The sequence below is a fragment of the Shinella zoogloeoides genome, assembly GCF_022682305.1.
GTDB classification, from domain to species: Bacteria; Pseudomonadota; Alphaproteobacteria; order Rhizobiales; family Rhizobiaceae; genus Shinella; species Shinella zoogloeoides_B.
The window spans coordinates 2,921,295-2,937,415 of sequence record NZ_CP093528.1 but is presented as its reverse complement, the minus strand read 5'-3'; the positions used below and the strand labels follow the sequence as shown (position 1 = coordinate 2,937,415).

At 58.7% G+C, this 16,121-nt stretch carries 19 protein-coding genes; 17 read left to right on the top strand and 2 right to left on the bottom strand.

Going from position 1 to position 16,121, the window contains the following annotated elements; genetic code table 11:
* The first annotated feature begins 54 nt into the window (after nucleotides 1-54).
* The 17 genes from MOE34_RS14650 to MOE34_RS14575 all read left to right on the top strand — a co-directional run bounded on the left by MOE34_RS14650 (nucleotide 55) and on the right by MOE34_RS14575 (nucleotide 14,208).
* Entirely contained in the window at nucleotides 55-516 is a 462-nt protein-coding gene (locus tag MOE34_RS14650) for an HNH endonuclease signature motif containing protein (RefSeq protein WP_242217982.1), read from the top strand.
* Complete coding sequence (locus tag MOE34_RS14645) at nucleotides 485-1,111, top strand: hypothetical protein (protein WP_242217980.1); 627 nt, start codon at nucleotides 485-487, stop codon at nucleotides 1,109-1,111. The genes MOE34_RS14650 and MOE34_RS14645 overlap by 32 nt, the downstream gene beginning before the upstream one ends.
* Nucleotides 1,111-1,677 (top strand): class I SAM-dependent methyltransferase, encoded by a 567-nt coding sequence (locus MOE34_RS14640; protein WP_242217978.1) that lies wholly within the window; start codon nucleotides 1,111-1,113, stop codon nucleotides 1,675-1,677. Before MOE34_RS14645 ends, MOE34_RS14640 begins: the two co-directional genes overlap by 1 nt.
* The gene (locus tag MOE34_RS14635) at nucleotides 1,677-1,883 is read left to right on the top strand and encodes a hypothetical protein (RefSeq protein ID WP_242217976.1); all 207 of its coding nucleotides are present in this window, start codon (nucleotides 1,677-1,679) and stop codon (nucleotides 1,881-1,883) included. The genes MOE34_RS14640 and MOE34_RS14635 overlap by 1 nt, the downstream gene beginning before the upstream one ends.
* A complete protein-coding gene (locus MOE34_RS14630) occupies nucleotides 1,876-2,259 on the top strand; it encodes a phage head completion protein (protein WP_242217974.1) in 384 nt (127 codons plus the stop codon). Before MOE34_RS14635 ends, MOE34_RS14630 begins: the two co-directional genes overlap by 8 nt.
* Nucleotides 2,259-2,687, top strand: coding sequence for an HK97-gp10 family putative phage morphogenesis protein (locus MOE34_RS14625; RefSeq protein ID WP_242224032.1), 429 nt, complete (start codon nucleotides 2,259-2,261; stop codon nucleotides 2,685-2,687). The genes MOE34_RS14630 and MOE34_RS14625 overlap by 1 nt, the downstream gene beginning before the upstream one ends.
* Entirely contained in the window at nucleotides 2,668-3,084 is a 417-nt protein-coding gene (locus MOE34_RS14620; protein ID WP_242217972.1) for a DUF3168 domain-containing protein, read from the top strand. The genes MOE34_RS14625 and MOE34_RS14620 overlap by 20 nt, the downstream gene beginning before the upstream one ends.
* A 292-nt stretch (nucleotides 3,085-3,376) precedes the next feature.
* Complete coding sequence (locus MOE34_RS14615) at nucleotides 3,377-3,829, top strand: phage tail tube protein (RefSeq protein ID WP_242217969.1); 453 nt, start codon at nucleotides 3,377-3,379, stop codon at nucleotides 3,827-3,829.
* A complete protein-coding gene (locus tag MOE34_RS14610) occupies nucleotides 3,829-4,233 on the top strand; it encodes a gene transfer agent family protein (RefSeq protein WP_242217968.1) in 405 nt (134 codons plus the stop codon). Before MOE34_RS14615 ends, MOE34_RS14610 begins: the two co-directional genes overlap by 1 nt.
* A 29-nt stretch (nucleotides 4,234-4,262) precedes the next feature.
* Nucleotides 4,263-4,385, top strand: coding sequence for a hypothetical protein (locus MOE34_RS25450; protein WP_277955651.1), 123 nt, complete (start codon nucleotides 4,263-4,265; stop codon nucleotides 4,383-4,385).
* 1 nt (nucleotide 4,386) lies between these two features.
* Nucleotides 4,387-6,954 (top strand): phage tail length tape measure family protein, encoded by a 2,568-nt coding sequence (locus MOE34_RS14605; protein WP_242217966.1) that lies wholly within the window; start codon nucleotides 4,387-4,389, stop codon nucleotides 6,952-6,954.
* Between the two features lie 50 nt (nucleotides 6,955-7,004).
* Entirely contained in the window at nucleotides 7,005-7,652 is a 648-nt protein-coding gene (locus tag MOE34_RS14600) for a hypothetical protein (protein ID WP_242217964.1), read from the top strand.
* A gap of 18 nt (nucleotides 7,653-7,670) precedes the next feature.
* Nucleotides 7,671-8,243, top strand: a complete 573-nt coding sequence (locus tag MOE34_RS14595) for a hypothetical protein (RefSeq protein ID WP_242217961.1) — start codon at nucleotides 7,671-7,673, stop codon at nucleotides 8,241-8,243.
* Nucleotides 8,228-8,644 (top strand): DUF6950 family protein, encoded by a 417-nt coding sequence (locus tag MOE34_RS14590; protein WP_242217960.1) that lies wholly within the window; start codon nucleotides 8,228-8,230, stop codon nucleotides 8,642-8,644. The genes MOE34_RS14595 and MOE34_RS14590 overlap by 16 nt, the downstream gene beginning before the upstream one ends.
* Complete coding sequence (locus MOE34_RS14585) at nucleotides 8,632-10,737, top strand: hypothetical protein (RefSeq protein WP_242217958.1); 2,106 nt, start codon at nucleotides 8,632-8,634, stop codon at nucleotides 10,735-10,737. Before MOE34_RS14590 ends, MOE34_RS14585 begins: the two co-directional genes overlap by 13 nt.
* Before the next feature lie 136 nt (nucleotides 10,738-10,873).
* Nucleotides 10,874-12,012, top strand: a protein-coding gene (locus MOE34_RS14580; protein ID WP_168168997.1) for an IS3 family transposase whose coding sequence is annotated in 2 segments (ribosomal slippage) — nucleotides 10,874-11,132 and nucleotides 11,132-12,012 — 1,140 coding nt in all. Because the reading frame shifts where the segments join, the coding sequence is not laid out codon by codon here.
* Nucleotides 12,013-12,090: 78 nt separating this feature from the next.
* Nucleotides 12,091-14,208, top strand: coding sequence for a hypothetical protein (locus MOE34_RS14575; protein WP_242217956.1), 2,118 nt, complete (start codon nucleotides 12,091-12,093; stop codon nucleotides 14,206-14,208).
* On the opposite strand, the gene MOE34_RS14570 is transcribed toward MOE34_RS14575, so the two are convergent.
* A complete protein-coding gene (locus MOE34_RS14570; protein WP_242217954.1) occupies nucleotides 14,181-15,275 on the bottom strand; it encodes an acyltransferase family protein in 1,095 nt (364 codons plus the stop codon). The genes MOE34_RS14575 and MOE34_RS14570 overlap by 28 nt on opposite strands.
* Nucleotides 15,276-15,539: 264 nt before the next feature.
* Nucleotides 15,540-16,121 (bottom strand): HNH endonuclease, encoded by a 582-nt coding sequence (locus tag MOE34_RS14565; protein WP_242217952.1) that lies wholly within the window; start codon nucleotides 16,119-16,121, stop codon nucleotides 15,540-15,542.

Below are 16,121 nucleotides of genomic sequence, written 5' to 3'. Positions count from 1 at the left end.
GGTGCGTCAACACCATCTCCGGCTCTAACCACAACCCGCTGTAAGGAGCAGGCAATGGCTTATCGTCAAATACACGAAAATCGTTGGGAGCGCTTCAAAAAGCGGATCACCGTCGATCCGGATACGGGATGCTGGAATTGGGATAAGGTCGCCAATTACGGAGGGTATGGCGTTTCGTCTCTACACGGCGTGCGGACGGTGGCGCATCGCGCGGTCTGGCAATTCCTGCGCGGTGATATTCCGGAAGGGATGGATTTAGATCATCTGTGCCGCAATCGTCAGTGTGTGAACCCGGACCATCTGGAGCCAGTGACGCGATCCGAAAACTTGAGTCGGGGGTATGAGGCGCGCGGGTGCATCAACGGACATCCATATGATCCCGCCGAGTTCAGCATAGTTCACCATTCGAACGGAAAGACGCAGCGGCGGTGTAAGATTTGCCACCGGGCGCGGAACAAGCTTGCCAAAGCGAGAAAGAGGGAACGTGAAACGTCTGGAAATTCTCTGCGTCCTTAAGAGCGAAGGAGAATACAAAGCGGAGCACGTGGAGCGCCTTCACAGGCAGGTGCTCCAACACCTGCCGGACGCGCGATTTCGTTGCATCTCTGACGTTGATGTTCCCTGCGAGCGGATGCCGATGGAGCATCCGTGGCCCGGATGGTGGAGTAAACAAAATTTGTTCTCCCCATCTATCACTGGGGATTTTTTGTATCTCGATCTTGACAGCGCCATCGTCGGCGATTTGTCCGATCTGGCTGGGCTCGACCGTCTCGCGATCATGCGGGACGTCTATCGCAAGGACGGCCTGCAATCCTCGATCATGTTCCTGCCGGAAGCCGACAGGGCCAAGGTCTGGGCGGAATGGGTAAAAAGCCCCGAAATCTGGATGCAGATGTACCGCAAGGGCGGTGATCAGGCTTTCCTTGAGCGGCTATGGCTCGGCAAGGCCGCGATCATACAGGACGAGCTTCCGGGGCAGGTTTGCTCCTACAAGGCCCATGTCCGGCCCGCGGTTCGCAAAGACAGAGAATTTGGAAACGGTGCGGTTCCCGATGGAGCGCGAGTGATAGCGTTCCATGGATTGCCGCGTCCTTGGCAAGTAGGATGGTAATGAAGCCTTTCGAGCAACGCGGCTCTGCCGTCCTCAAGCGCCTGCCGGTCAATGCCGTAGCGGCAGAAATCGGCGTCCTGCGCGGGATGATGTCGGAATACCTTCTGCGCAACCACCCTACGCTCAAGCTTTTCATGGTGGATAGCTGGCAGACGGCGGAGAACCAACCGGAGCACTACCGCGCGACGGGCGACGTTCACGCCAATCACACCGATCCGGCAAGGGTTGCTTCTCATCGCCGCGAGGCTGAGGGCAGGGCAAAGAATTTTCCCGGCCGTGCGATCATCATGCCGGTGTTGTCCGCAGACGCGGCGCAGACGATCGAGGACGGTTCGCTTGATCTGGTCTTCATCGACGCGGATCATTCCTACGAGGGCGTCAAGGCCGATCTCGCGGCGTGGGTGCCGAAGGTTAAGGCCGGCGGCTGGATCGGTGGGCATGATTACCGAAATCCGGCACCTGAGTTCGATTTCTCCGGCGTTGACCGTGCCGTGAACGAATGGGCTTCGGCTTGGGGCGTTGTCGTCGAAACTGACCTGAACTTCACTTGGTTTGCGAGAATATAATGGCTGCGGTTTCCCACAAGACCTGCAAGCTTGAAATCCGCTTGGATGAGCGGGGCAAGCTGACCCCCTACTGGGATGGCGTTCGAATGACCGGCGTCCTCCGGATTGAAATTGATGGTGGTCCCGGTCACTCAGGCGAGGCGCGGATCGTTTTTCCGACGCGCTGTTTCACGCTCGCAACAGAAAGCCTGGAAGGCGATGGCTGATCGCGGTTCCGGCCAACTCTATGAGCGTGTTGCTTTTGATGAGCGCGCGCTCCAGTCCGACGGCCACGGCAATGAGCAGGAGGATTTTGTCGAGGCTTTCGAGTGCCGCGCCGGCTTTACCTATCTCCGAGGCACCGAAGCCGTGATTGCCGCTCGCCTCGAAGGTCGCCAGCCTATCGTTGTTCGCGTTCGTCGCAATTCGAAGACAGAGCAGATCGACCATGATTGGCGGATGCGCAATCTTCGCGATGGCGAGTGGGCAGGCGGCTCAGGCGAGGAATACTGGAAAGGGCCAACCTACGCCGTCCGCTCTGTCATCCCGACGACCGACCGCCAGTGGATCGATATCACCGTGGAAAGCGGGACTGCGGCTTGATGGTCGAGGGTGTTGCCGCATTCAAGAAGAAACTAACCGTAACCATCCCCGCGAGGGTTGAGGCCGCCGCGCGTGCCGCAATGGAGAAGAGCGCGGAAGAGCTCGTCGCCATGATGAAGCGGCTTGCGCCGGTCGATACCGGTGATCTTCAGATGTCCATTTCTTGGACATGGGGCAAAGCGCCTGAAGGCGCAACCGTCATCGCAGAGAGCAGCGAGGACAGCCGAGGCCTAAAGATAACCGTCTATGCCGGCAGCAAGGCTGCCTACTACGTGCGCTGGCAGGAATTTGGGACATCTCAGATGCGAGCTCATCCGTTCTTCTTTCCTTCATGGCGAGCACTTCGCAAGCGGATCAAGAGCCGGATCACGCGAGAAATGAAAAAGGCAATCCAGGCGGAGGCGGGAAATGGCCAGTCCAACGTCTGAGCTATGGGATGCGGTGCGCGGCGTCCTCATCGGCAACACAGCCCTGATGAGCATCATCGATGCCGTCTATGACAAGGCGCCGAAGGATCCGTGGAAGGGCAAGAATGCGCATATCGCCCGAGGCCCGGTGTACGGGTCGGATGACGGCGCGGAATGCATAGCCAGCTCGGAAATCACGTTGCAACTGGATGTCTGGTCGAGGAAGCCAAGCCGGCTCGCTTGTGACGATATCGTGTTCGCCGTCAAGCAGATCGTGGAAGCCGCTACTATTGAGTTGCCGTCGTTCGGCTTGGTCGAAATCAACGTGGTTTTGTGGCGTGTCATCGACGACCCCGATCCGCTCCAGCAGCATGGCGTTATCCAGCTTGCCGCAATGATTGATGAGGAGGTGGATTGATGGCTTGGGCTATTTTCTTCCGCACTATCCACATGAACGGGGCGCAGCGAGAGCCAAAGACAAAGGTCGGGTTCAGCGCCGAGCCGTCGCCGTCCCCTCAGGAGTTCCCCAAGGACTTCATCGACTATGCCGTGGCCCGAGGCGCGGCTGAAAGAGTTCCGTCGCCCAACAGCACGGAAGCACGCGCCATCAAGCGCAAGAGACCGGGCACGAAGCCCTAATCACCTGAAACCGGGCCACAAGCCCTTTCTGGCTGGGTCACTCCCGGCCCGTTTTCACACGGAGAAACCAAATGGCACGCGCCTCCACCGAGAACTTTCATGAAATGGTCGTCGAGATCGAGGGCATCACGCCCGGCTCATGGATCAAGATCTGCGGTCTTACGGGGAATTCCCTCAACCGCACGCACAACATGAGCACGACCGAAGTGCCGGATTGCGACAACGAGGCATTGCCGGCTGCGGTCGAGCGCGCCGTCCAGTCGTCCGAGGTCACGCTTTCGGGTACGGGCGTCTGGGCTGCGCAGTCGCATGGCACGATGATGGACTGGTGGTATTCCGGCGCCACGAAGAACATTCGCGTCGGCCACCTCAAGGCAGAGCCGGGAGACACCGAGTATGAAACCGGCGCCGCCTATCTCGTCAACTTGAACCACACCCGCGAGCGCGGGCAAAAGGTAACGGCTGAACTGGAAATCCAGTTCGACGGCCTGCCGACGCGTGTTGCTGCGGAATCCGGCTCGTAATGCGGGCCGCTGAAACTATCGTCTGGGCCGGGGGCGAACACCGCTTCCGGCTCGGGATTGGTGAACTTCGTGCGATCGAACAGGCAAGTGATGCCGGGGTTTCCGTCGTTCTTCTTCGGCTTCTAGGGTCACAATGGAAGCTCGACGATGTGCTTGCGCCCATTCGTCTTGGCCTTGTCGGCGGTGGTCTCTCGGAAGCGGAAGCAAGGAAGGTGATGGAGCGCGTCACGGGCATGAACAGCCCGTTTGAGCTTTCGATCACGGCTGCCGACATTCTGAAGCGCTTCATCATGTGGGAAGCGGATGATGCGCCGGGGGAGCGAGGGGCGGGGGAGGACCAGCGCCAAACCCGCTTCCCAACGGAAGAACACGGTGGTCCGGCTTCTACCGAGCAGGGGCTGTGATGGGGTTCGCGCCCGCACAGATAGACGACATGACGATGTGGGAATTCCACCACTGCCTGCAAGGCTTTGAAGAAGCCCACGCGACGGAAGAAAAAGCTGCGCCAGAAATGGCCGACGACCGACTTTCTGAACTAGGCATCGAGGGCTTCTGACGTGGCTGCAAACGACGACACCGCACGCCTGCTGGTCTCCATTGAGGCCACACAGCGCCGCTTTGAGAAGCAGCTCGCCTCAATCGCGAAAAGCGGCGCAGACACGGCCGACGGCATCGAGAAGCGGTTCCAACGCTCGAATGATAACGTCGCGCGCAGCTTTCAGACTGGCGGCAGGCAGGTCGAGCGGTCGCTCGGCGCGCAGCGCGCCGCCGTCTCGAACCTGTCGTTCCAGCTGAACGACATTGCCATGGGGCTCGCGTCCGGCACCTCGCCGTTCACCATCATGGTTCAGCAGGGTTCGCAGGTGTCCCAGGCCTTGCAGGGCTCTGGTGGGATCATTGGCGCGGTCAAGACGCTAGGTGGCGCGCTTGCGACCATGGTAAATCCTGTGTCGCTCGCCTCGTTCGCGCTGATCGGACTGACGGGGGTAGCGGTACAATACATCACGACCCTGAGTTCAGGCGTTCTCGACGTTGACAAATACCTGAAAGAACACGGGGAGGTTATCCGGTCCTTCGAGGATGCCTGGGGTGTCGCCGAGAAGGGCGCGAAGCAGTACACCGATGCCGCCCGTCAGGTCGAGTTGCAGAAGCTTCGCGACGAATTCGGCAGCACGACCGAAGCTGCAAAGGCCTTGGCCGGCTCGCTCAGCGATGACATTCTCAGTGGTGAGACGGCAAAGATACTTGGTGGGGCGACCAAGAGCGCTTCCGATTTCAGCCGAGCGTTAACTTTACTGGAACAGGATATCCCGGATTTTCGCCAGTTTTCGGTGGAAATGGCAAAGATCGAGGGAATGACGGGGCTGCCGGAGCCAGTCCGCAAGCTTGCGACAGAGCTTCGGCTGACGGCGCAGGAATCGATTCCGCTTCAGGAGCATTTGGAAAAGGTTGCGGGTCATCTCAAGGTGGTCCGCCTGACCGGCGAACAGGCGCGCGAAGCGTTCGCCGCATTGACAGCGCAGGCACTCGGCCTCGGCACGGATGGCGGCGGTGCTGTTACCGCTGTCGCCGGAAAAATCAAGACCGACCTTATTCCTGCCATGACGACGGCGATCCAGCAGGTTGCTGAGTTCGCCAAGAATTACAGGTCGCTTCAGGATCAAGTAAATCAGACGCCTCTCGGGCAGTTATCGCCGGTTTTCTCCGGCGGCGGTCAGTTCCTGAACCCCGATCAGCTGCAGAACTTCAGGGCGGGCGAAGCAAACATGCAGGCGGTTGGCTCAAGCGCGGCCGCCGCCATGATCCGTGGGTTCGAGACTTACGTCGGCAAGGCGTATGCCGACACCCGCACGTCGACGGGCAAATTTGATGCTTGGCGGGCCGGTTTCGGCTCTGACACGGTCACGCGGGCGAACGGCGACATTGAGAAGGTCACAAAAGACACCGTCGTTACGTTAGACGAAGCGGAACGCGATCTCTCCCGCCGGATTATCGAGTTCCAAACTGGCATCCAATCTGCCATTGGCATTGATACCTGGAGGTCGTTGAGTGAAGGTCAGCAGGCCGCACTAACGTCGATCGCTTATAATTATGGATCGCTGCCAAAGAAGATCGTCGCTGCCATTCAGAGCGGCGGCGGTCCGGAGGTGGTGGCACAAGCCATCACCGGGCTGTCTGCAAATCCGTCGCGACGCAAGCAAGAAGCGCAGTCTTATCTCTCCGGTAGTGGCCTGTCGTTGAAAGACGCCGGCATCGGCGGAAAGACGCCTTCTGACCTCTTCAAGGGAGATGTTCAGCAGGTGCAGGCGCGCATTGACGCGCTCAATGCTGAATACGAAGCGCAGGCGAAGCTCAACCCGCTGGTGAACGACTATGGCTATGCGGTCGAAAAGGCACGCATCGAGCAGCAGTTGCTCAGCGAGGCGCAGAAGGCCGGATTGGAAATCACGCCGCAGTTGCGCGAGCAGATTTCGGGCCTTGCCGAAAACACCGCCAAGGCGGCTTCAGCGAACGAGCGATTGAAGGAAAGCCAGCGCAAGGTTGCCGAGGCAGCCAAGGAATTCAACAGCCTCGGTAAAGAAGCGCTGGGCGGGTTCATTTCGGATCTGCGCAACGGCGTGTCCGCTGCGGATGCCTTGAAGAACGCGCTCAACCGCGTGCTCGACAAGCTGATCGACATCGGCCTCAACAGCCTGTTCTCTGGTATCGGCGGTGGAGGCGGCCTCCTGGGTGGCGCCATCATTCCCGGTATCCTCCATTCCGGCGGCGTGGCGGGTTCTGATGGCTACGGTCATCGTCGCGCGGTTTCGCCTTCGACGTTTGCCGGCGCCAAGCGCTATCACACTGGCGGCGTGGCCGGCCTCCAGCCGGGCGAAGTCCCGGCGATCCTCCAGCGCGGCGAGGTCGTGTTGCCTCGCGGCACTAAAGCTGCCGGCCAGCAGGGCATCCACGTCACGGTCGGCGTATCCGCCGACAGCAACGGCAATCTGCTGCCGTTCGTCGAAAGCGTCAGCCAGGGGCAGGTCAAGAAGGCGGCCCCGAGCATCGTATCGGCGGCAACGCAACGTGTCGTCCCGACCATGGCGGCATATCAAAACGATAAGGCAGGTGCTGAATGGCGATAATCGTCTGGCCGCATTGCCTGCTTCGTCCGCAGCAGGTAGCGGCCAATCTTGTGCCGTTCACGCGATCTGGCGGGACGACACTCGGCGGTATCACTCCGTCGACGCGGACGGATCTAGGTTACTGGAAGATCGAGTACAGCGGCATCGCCATGCAAAACCGGAACCGGGCGCAATGGCAGACATGGCAGGCGATCCGCCAAAAACTCGGCGGACGCTCCGGCCTCATTGCCCTGCCGGTGCGGGCATCGCTTTCGGCGCCGTATGTTTCGGGCGCGTTTGAAGGCGTGGCAGAAGTGCCGCATTCCGATGGTTCGACCTTCAACGATGGCACGGAATATGTGCAAGGCGCGATTTCCGTTGTCACCGAGGGCGTGACGGCCGTCGGTGCGACAACGATCCGGCTGCGCATCATCAAAGCCGCTGCAAATCTCGTCGGCGTGCGGTTCAGCTATAACCACGCCCTCTATGAGACTGGGCCAGCAATCAGCATCGATGGCGATGTCTGGGAGGTCCCGATCTCGCCCACGGTTCGCGAGCTTATCCCGGCTGGCGCCGACCTCGAATTCGACCGTCCGACCTGTCTTTGCCACCTGGCGGAAGATCGCGGCATGGACGTCGGGCAGGATGCCATCGCCAAGAATGCGCGGCCGAGCGTCAGCTTCATTGAGGCAACCGACTACTGGGCAGGCACCTACTAGTCGCAAGGAAAATCGGCCATGACCATCAAGTCGCTGCGGATCTTGTGTGACGTGGAATTGCCAGACGTCACCATTCGAGTGTGGAATGGCGGGGGCGGTGTTTTCATCGACTCCGACGGCAATGAGTACAAACCGGCACAGTTCACCGAAGACGCCTTGCAGCAGATTGAGGCCGCGATCAACGGCGAGGCATTCATGCTCGGACTGTCGCTCGTCAGCACCACCGGCTCGGCGGCTGATTACGTTTGGGAGTACGACGAGAGCATGCCGGTTCAGGGTTCGCCGGTCGTTGTGAAGCTGCAAATTCTGGATGAGCGCGAGCAGCCGGACGGTGAGCCGATTGTTGTCTTCTCTGGCGAGATCGACAACATCGATGTGGCCGATGATGCCAGCGAAGACGGCATCACATCGCGCGTGAACCTTGAGGTAACGAACCGCTTCACGCTGCGGAACATCACTAACGGCGGCGTTCTGTCTGATGTCGACCAGCGCGCTTATTCCAAGACGCTCAACCCATCGGCGCCGGACGATGAGTTCTGCAAGCGCGTCCCGTTGATGCGGGACAAGACCGTCTCATGGCCGAATTGGTAAAGCCGTCACTGAAGGAGTTCGTCGCCGTCAACGAAGCAAAGCCGTGGGCGCCTGGGTATGCAGATTGCTGCATTATCCTCGCTGACTGGGCCATTTGGCTCGGCAATGAAGACCCGGCAAAGCACTTGCGAGGCGCGTATAGCGACGAGATCGGCTACCAAGCCATAATATCAGCCGCAGGTGGCGTAGTGCCGCTCGTCGCATCGTGCGCCGATGAAATCAGTGAACGCGTCGAGGCGCCGGAAGCCGGGGCTGTCGGTGTCATCGGTTCGCGCAATAACGTGAAAAGACAATTTGGTGCCATCCACGACGGATGTGGATGGCTGGTGCGCACTCCGCGCGGCTTTGACCGCGTCTTCGCCTCTTCTCTGGCAATCTGGAGACTGCAATGCCGCAGCTAATCGCCGGGCCTATCTTTTCGTTTCTGATTTCGTCGACGGCTATCGCAACGACGCTCGCCGGCCCCCTTGCAACGGCGCTTGGTTACGCCATTTTCGGCGCCGGGCTTTACCTGGCGAGTTCCCTCCTCGCCCCTGACAGACCGTCCGTACCAAAGCCCGATGACGGGTCATACAATCTCAAGCAGAACGTACCGCCCCGGACCTACGTTCTTGGCCGGACGAAGAAAGGCGGAGACTATATCTTCCTTGAAGAGCGAAACGGCTCCGCCTACCACATCATGGCCTGGGCATGCCATCGCATCCAAGGCTTCGTGCAGCATTATGGGCACGATGACAAACTGACGCTCGATGGATCTGGCAACGTCACGTCCCACTACAGCGTTGGCTCGTCGCACTATGTCAACATTCAAACGCGTGCGGGCCTCAACTCAGAGACGGCTTATTCCGATGTCGTTTCCGTTTTTCCGGATGCTTGGGGCAGTACCTGCCGGGGTGACGGCATAGCCTCGGTCCGCATGCGCTGTGACACCGTCGACCAGGAGAACTATCTCGATGCCTTCCCGAATCAGATGCCTGAGCATTCCGCGGTGGGGGACGGGGCGCTGCTCTACGATCCGCGAAAAGATGGCACGCAGGGCGGTTCCGGCTCGCATCGCTACGACAACCCACTGACGTGGGAGTTTTCCAGCAATCTGGCGCTGATGCGGCTATGGCACCTTTGCCATCCGGTCGGCGGGAAGATGCCGTATTCAGCAATGCACCTGCCCGACTGGATCAATGCGGCAAACGTGTGCGACCAGATCGTCACGAATCGAACTGGCGGTACTGAGCGCCGCTATCACGGCGGGTTCTGGTTCCGCGCCAACAACGATCCTGTCGAAGTAGGGCGCATCATGGACGAGGCGGCCGAAATGGTCGTTTACGAACGCGCCGACGGCAAAGTTGGCGTGCATGCCGGCGAATTCGTTGCGCCTGATGTGCGGCTGACTGCGGATAACATTTTCAGCATCCGCGTCGACAAGAATCGCAGGCGCTCTGCAACCGTGCTTGCGGTGCGAGGTCGCTATGTCAATCCGGCGAACCACTACGTCACGGAAGATGCCGCCATCTACGGCGACCCATACGGCTTCGTCGACGACAGCACGGAACGCACCAAGACATTCGACAATCAGGCCATCCAGAGCCATAACCACTGCCAGAGGAAGCAGAAGCTTGCCTTCATCCGTGCCAACGCTCGCAAGGTATCGGTCGTAGCGGACTATACTGCGGACAACATCCGCGATGTGGCATTCCGGCGCTTCGTAACGGTCCATTATCCGTCGCGGGGCCTCGCGGAGGCGACGATCGAAGTCACGTCCAGCGTGTCTATCGACTTGCGCAACATGCGCATCAGCTTCAGCGGGATCGTCATTCCATCGACCATGTATGACTTCGACGCTGCGCACGAAGAGGGCGTTCCTGGTGAGCAGGTTTCGGCCATCGATAATGGCGGAGTGCCCGCGCCGGTCAACTTTGCCGCATCAATCCAGACAGAGGTCGTTTCCGGCGGCTCGACTGCCGCGTTCATCAATGCGACATGGGATTTTGTCGCGCCGTCGCTGATGTATGAGCTTGAGTATGACCGCACCAGCGGCTCGACGGGCTTGCAATCCGCTTTTTCCAAGGCTGGCGACACGCAGGTGCGGTCTGGCTATCTGGTCGATGGGCAGGAGTATCGCGTCCGTCTGCGTGCCTGGGGCGGCGGGTCGAAATCCGACTGGACCGACTACCAGACGCTGACGGCGACCGCCGATCCTGTTTCGCCCGGTCCCGTTACCGACGTGCAGACGGTCGATGTTTCGACGCCTGGCGAGGCGCTATTCGGGTGGACTTCTCCGAACACGCCTCGGTACTTCGCGACCCGCATCTATGTCAGCACGGTCGATGACGTGGGAACCGCAACGCTGGTGGCCACGGAATACGGCGCTCCGGGCGCGGCGGATAGCCGGACGGTGACGCTTTCGGCCGACACTTATTATGCATGGCTCGTCGCCATCAACGCATCCGGCGTCCCCGCGACCGCCGAAGCGACGGGTGCCTTCACCGTCACCTGACCAGTCCAAACAACATTCACTTCTCGCCTCTGGCTGCCGCCGGAGCGCTTTCAGAGCTGGCTCGGGAAATCTGCACAGCGGGGATAAGTGGAGTTTCTGCCTGACTTCGGCTTAGATGCCGGGAACAGGAGAGACCATGACGAGACGACCGCGCCGGAACCATAGCCCGGCTTTCAAGGCGAAGGTGGCACTTGCCGCCATCCGAGGTGAGCAGACGCTGGTGGAGTTGTCCCAGCAGTTCGATGTGCACGCCAACCAGATCAAGCAATGGAAAGACCAGCTCCTTGAGGGGGCGACAGGTGTGTTCGGCGATGAAACGAAAGCGGAGCCGTCGGGTCCGACCATCGATGTCAAAACGCTGCACGCGAAAATCGGCGAACTGACACTGGAGAACGATTTTTTATCCGGTGCGCTCGGCAAGGCGGGATTGCTGGGCGGAAAGAAATGATCGACCGCGAGCACAAGCTATCCGTCGTGCGCCAGGCGAAGCTTCTCGGCTTCAGCCGTGGCAGCGTCTACTATCTGCCTCGTCCGGTGTCTGACGGCGATCTGGCCCTTATGCGCCGGATTGACGAATTGCATCTCGACTACCCCTTTGCCGGAAGTCGGATGTTGCAAGGGCTCTTGAGAGGAGAAGGTCTGGAGACCGGGCGGCGACACGTCGCCACGCTGATGAAGAAGATGGGCATCGAGGCGATCTACCGCCGCCCGAACACCTCGAAACCAGCGCCAGGGCACAAAATTTATCCCTACCTCCTACGAAAGCTGGCAGTCACTCGGCCCAATCAGGTGTGGGCAATGGACCTGACCTACATCCCCATGGCGCGGGGATTTGTCTATCTGTGCGCCGTCGTGGACTGGTTCAGCCGGAAGGTCTTGTCATGGCGGTTGTCGATCACGATGGAAGCAGCCTTCTGCATCGAGGCGGTGGAGGAGGCACTTGCCCGTCATGGCAGGCCGGAAATCTTCAATACCGACCAGGGATCGCAGTTCACCTCCATCGACTTCACCGCCGTGCTGAAGAGGTCACAGATCGCCATCTCGATGGATGGCAAGGGTGCGTGGCGAGACAATGTCTTCGTCGAGCGGCTCTGGCGTTCGATCAAATACGAGGAAGTCTACCTCCATGCCTACAAGACTGTGTCCGAGGCACGCGCTGGCATCGCCCGATATCTGAACTTCTACAACACCAGACGCCCACATTCATCCCTTGACCGGCGGACGCCGGATCAGGCCTACTTCAACGCGCTGACACCAATGATGGTGGCGGCATAATCGAGGCGGAAATCCACTTAGCGAAACGCCCGAAGCTGTTCAGACAAACCGAGCCACCTCTTTCGCATGGAGAACGACATGCCTGCACCTCGCGGCGCCGAAGTCTGGCGCGACTATGTTACCGATGGCGTGCCGTCGTCTGGCCGAAACGATCCGGCAAAGGCCGATGCGCGCGCGTGGTCGGCCTGGCTGGAAAGCCTCGTCACGTCTGGTGTCCTGTCTTCCGGGCCGTGGTTTGCCACGCGGGAGACCATGACGCTCGGCTACGATGCCAACACCATCGCCGTCGTCTATGACGATCCGGACGCCGCTGAGAACGGGCTTTACATCAAGGTGGGCGCTTCCGGCTCGGGCTCCTGGTCGCAGATCACCACGTTCCTGCCGGGCTACCAGTTCGTGACGGCGAGCCCGACCGAGACCAGCACCGCGAATGCGATCGTCGCCACGACCTCGCCGCGTCTGCCGGCAGGCGACGGTGTCGCGCTGGTCACTCTGCCCGTTCCGCATACCAATACGGCGACACCCGTGACGGTGAGTTTCGACGGCGGCGCGGCTCTGACCATCAAAACCCGTAGCGGTGAAAGCCCGGCAATCGGCGAATTGCAGGAAGGGGACATGCTTGCCGGCTTTGTTTCCGGCGGGACGTTCCGGCTGATCACGGACCCGAACGCTCTGATTTATGCGCAGCGTGCAGAGGCGGCGCAGGCTGCTGCCGAAGCTGCGCGCGACATCGCCGCCGGTTACGCCTCAGATGCTGTCAGCCAGGGCAATGTCCCCATTCGCAACAGTGTCTCGTCTGCCTCCTCGCTGCCGGTCAAAGATGGCATAGCCAAACTGATCGTGCTCGGGGAAGACGGCGGAGTTTTCTCAACGGCTGGTACTGGCACTATTGCGTTCTCGTCTCCGCCCGGAGACGGCGCCACTGCCAAGAACTGGTACAGGGAGGCCGATGTTGGCGTTGCCCGGCTTTCCCCGGACGTGCTGGTGCAGAACAATCGCACCATCAATGTGCCTGCCGATTATCCCACAATTCGGGCGGCATGGGACAGCCTGGCAAAAACACGTATTGCCGCTGGTGTAACAGTCACAATCAAGGTGGCTGACGGGGTTCACGAGCCTCCGGGAACCGTTCACCACCCGGACGGCGGACGAATTCAGATCATTGGGAATGTGACGGACCCGGATGCCTGCGTCGTGAAGCCTGTCGGGCTGCCAACTGATAGCGGTATTCATGTGCGTGGAGGCAATAGCCTTGGCTTACTGGACGGCTTCACGATTGATCTAGACGCAAAGGCTCAGTCAACCCATTCCCATACCGGCATCTTAGCGTCCCAAGGGGGGAACATTATTTGCGGCCCCAACATCAGGGTAAATAATTGGTACTACGGAATAGCAGCTAGGGACGGTGGAGATGTTTTCTGCCGATACGCTCATGTCTCCAATGCCGGCGACGTAGGAGTGTGGGCCTTCGTTGGGGGCTGTGTTGACGCGCAGTTCGCAACGGTCGAAGGGGTATCAGACAATATCAATGGTTATGGGTACGGTTTCCAGGCAGAGTATGGCGGTACTCTCGACTGTTCTAATGCTGTGGCAACAACCTGCCGGAATGCTGGGATAGCGGCTCTGTCGGGCGGAAAGGTGCGGGCGCTTGGAGCAAACTCGAGCAACAATGTAGGCAGCGGTGTTCTTTCTCGTGAGGGTGGTCACGTTCAGCATTCTGGCGGCACCGCGAATAACAATGGTCGATGGGGGTGGGAAGAGATTGGCTCAGGCACAATCTACGCAGCGACAAGTACTAGAACTGGCAACGTACTCGGGCCGAGAATGCCCGTGATGTTTTTGAACAATTTCAGCGACAGTCCATCCGTTGCCTGTAATTCAGGACCCGCGCGTCTAGAGTCTTTATCGGATGGTGTATTCTTAAAAGCTCGCGGTTTTGATGCCTTTCGAGTTTTCGCCCTGACAGGGAATGAAGTTAACTATGCTCAAGTTGACGCAGGGCTTTCGGGAGCATCGGTAGATTTTAAGGTCCGAGGGGCGGACACTAATATCGACTTTGGTGTTTCGCCCAAAGGGACCGGTCTGCTTAAGTACGGAACGAGGACTAATCGTTCCGACACGCCAATCACGGGCAGTTTCCCTATGAAGATGTCCGACGGGACGGTCGTTTACGTCGCCTTGGTTGCGCCGCCCTGAGACAAAAGGCTTCTCGCTTTATTGACCATAGGATCCTCAACCAAGCGAAAAGTTACCGCTGAGCAAACAATCGTGGCCGCCAGAACAATAATGTAATTGCCTCTGCCGATAGGGAGGTTTGCGGCACGAACTATTTCGATGAATAGTGGGTGCCACAAGTAAATGCCAAAAGACCATCTTCCTAATGCGAGCGCCGGACGGCTAAGCAAAATGCGAGAGATGGCCCCTTTCTCAAAGGCGAACACGAGAAGTAGTGCTCCGGAAAAAACGGGGATGAGATAATCGTTTTGGCGCGCGTAATTCACAGAAGCGAAGCAAGCTATCAAGGAGGCAACAATACCGATTTCAAGCAGCGTAGACGCCTTCAACCGATGAACCTGCTGCCAAGCGATAAATCCAAGGAACCCCGACGAAAAACCGACAACACCCCTTATCATCCCCCATGTTGTGAACCCGAAAGGATGGTAGTGCACATTAAAGCTTCGCGGTGAAAGGTTAACCATCAACCCAAGGGTCACCGCGAGAGACAAGCTCAGGAACAGGACCAGCGCTAGCCGGTTATTCGCCAGTAGCGCGCAGATGGAGAAGAACGCTAGTCCGCACCAGACCTCGACAGACAGAGTCCAAGCCACGCCTATCGAAGTTCGGCCGAGTTCCCATGCTCTTGTCACTACCAAGCCTGTATCTTGCAGCAACAGTGCGAATCCTATCGCCTCCTGCGCGCTGTTGCTGAGCAAATTGATTTCTCTAAGGGCGGGGAGGAAAATGAAGCCGTAGAGGGCCAGTACCAGCAGATAAAGCGGGAATATACGAAATATGCGGGAAATTAAAAACCGGCGCGCCCAATCTTGAGGATGGTTGCTCTTGAGCAAAGAGGAGCCGATGACGAATCCAGATAAAGCGAAGAAAAAATCAACCGCCAAAACAAACGAGCCGGGTACTGCGTCAGGCTCACCGAACTCAACAAAGCAGTGCCCGACTGCTACGACCACAGCGAATATACCGCGCCAGGAATCTAGGGTGTGGAATCTGTTAGGACTTGAGCCAGAGGTTCCTATTCTACTCATATATCGTTCCCAAGTCGCAAACATAAGGCCTGAATGCCCACAAGCATGTCTTTTGATGAGCGAGCGTGCGCCCCGGTGCTCGTTTCAACCATGCGTTTCTTCTATGAGAGGCGATCGTGTAAATCCAGCCCCATGTGGGCAGGCTTCTTCTCGCCGCGGGCGATTTCTCGCATTTCCCGCGCAGCAAATAATTAATTTTTGGAAACGTGAGGCAATCACCATGGACCGCATCCCGGCGGCCGCGAACCCGCGCGCCGACAAGTATCACGTTTGCAGCCATCCCCATGCGATGCGGCGATGAATGTCACACACCAGCCTTTGTGACACGCCAAAGTCTTTGGCGATCTTCGCTTGGGACTTCTGTCCTTTAAGACCCAGAATTTGCCGAACCTCATGCTCTTTTAGGCGGGAATTCCCAACGCGTTCACCTCTGACTCTAGTGCCGTGCGCCAGTTTGTCTTTTTCATTGTCATAAGGCGTCTTCCATGAAAGGTGCTTCCGGGCAACGCATCGTTTGTTGCCACATGAATGAGCCGTCTCATGAAGGGTTGACGGGGCGGGGCCGTGTTCATCCTCACATACCAGCCTGTGAACGTAATCTCTCTTTTCGCGAATGGTTATAACAGAGTATCCGGAGCCGGCTGTAGCGTAGGGCCAGATCAGGCATTCATCCTGATCGTGCTTAAGGACAATCTGATCAAAAAAGCAAAAAACATTACCAGGCGCCTTCAATTTGGTTAGGGGGTCGCCATGCTTCCTCCACATCTGCCAATGAGCGCTGCAATAGCCACGAGCATAATGATGCTTGCCGCATCCAGTAATAGAGCATAGACGAAAATTAGCCAT

Coding starts and splice junctions, on each gene's coding strand:
- MOE34_RS14575 (WP_242217956.1), top strand. CDS start 12,091: ATGCCTGCACCTCGCGGCGCCGAAGTCTGGCGCGACTATGTTACCGAT.
- MOE34_RS25450 (WP_277955651.1), top strand. CDS start 4,263: ATGACGATGTGGGAATTCCACCACTGCCTGCAAGGCTTTGAAGAAGCC.
- MOE34_RS14595 (WP_242217961.1), top strand. CDS start 7,671: ATGACCATCAAGTCGCTGCGGATCTTGTGTGACGTGGAATTGCCAGAC.
- MOE34_RS14585 (WP_242217958.1), top strand. CDS start 8,632: ATGCCGCAGCTAATCGCCGGGCCTATCTTTTCGTTTCTGATTTCGTCG.
- MOE34_RS14625 (WP_242224032.1), top strand. CDS start 2,259: ATGGTCGAGGGTGTTGCCGCATTCAAGAAGAAACTAACCGTAACCATC.
- MOE34_RS14650 (WP_242217982.1), top strand. CDS start 55: ATGGCTTATCGTCAAATACACGAAAATCGTTGGGAGCGCTTCAAAAAG.
- MOE34_RS14565 (WP_242217952.1), bottom strand. CDS start 16,121: ATGGCTAATTTTCGTCTATGCTCTATTACTGGATGCGGCAAGCATCAT.
- MOE34_RS14635 (WP_242217976.1), top strand. CDS start 1,677: ATGGCTGCGGTTTCCCACAAGACCTGCAAGCTTGAAATCCGCTTGGAT.
- MOE34_RS14615 (WP_242217969.1), top strand. CDS start 3,377: ATGGCACGCGCCTCCACCGAGAACTTTCATGAAATGGTCGTCGAGATC.
- MOE34_RS14570 (WP_242217954.1), bottom strand. CDS start 15,275: ATGAGTAGAATAGGAACCTCTGGCTCAAGTCCTAACAGATTCCACACC.
- MOE34_RS14610 (WP_242217968.1), top strand. CDS start 3,829: ATGCGGGCCGCTGAAACTATCGTCTGGGCCGGGGGCGAACACCGCTTC.
- MOE34_RS14590 (WP_242217960.1), top strand. CDS start 8,228: ATGGCCGAATTGGTAAAGCCGTCACTGAAGGAGTTCGTCGCCGTCAAC.
- MOE34_RS14640 (WP_242217978.1), top strand. CDS start 1,111: ATGAAGCCTTTCGAGCAACGCGGCTCTGCCGTCCTCAAGCGCCTGCCG.
- MOE34_RS14630 (WP_242217974.1), top strand. CDS start 1,876: ATGGCTGATCGCGGTTCCGGCCAACTCTATGAGCGTGTTGCTTTTGAT.
- MOE34_RS14620 (WP_242217972.1), top strand. CDS start 2,668: ATGGCCAGTCCAACGTCTGAGCTATGGGATGCGGTGCGCGGCGTCCTC.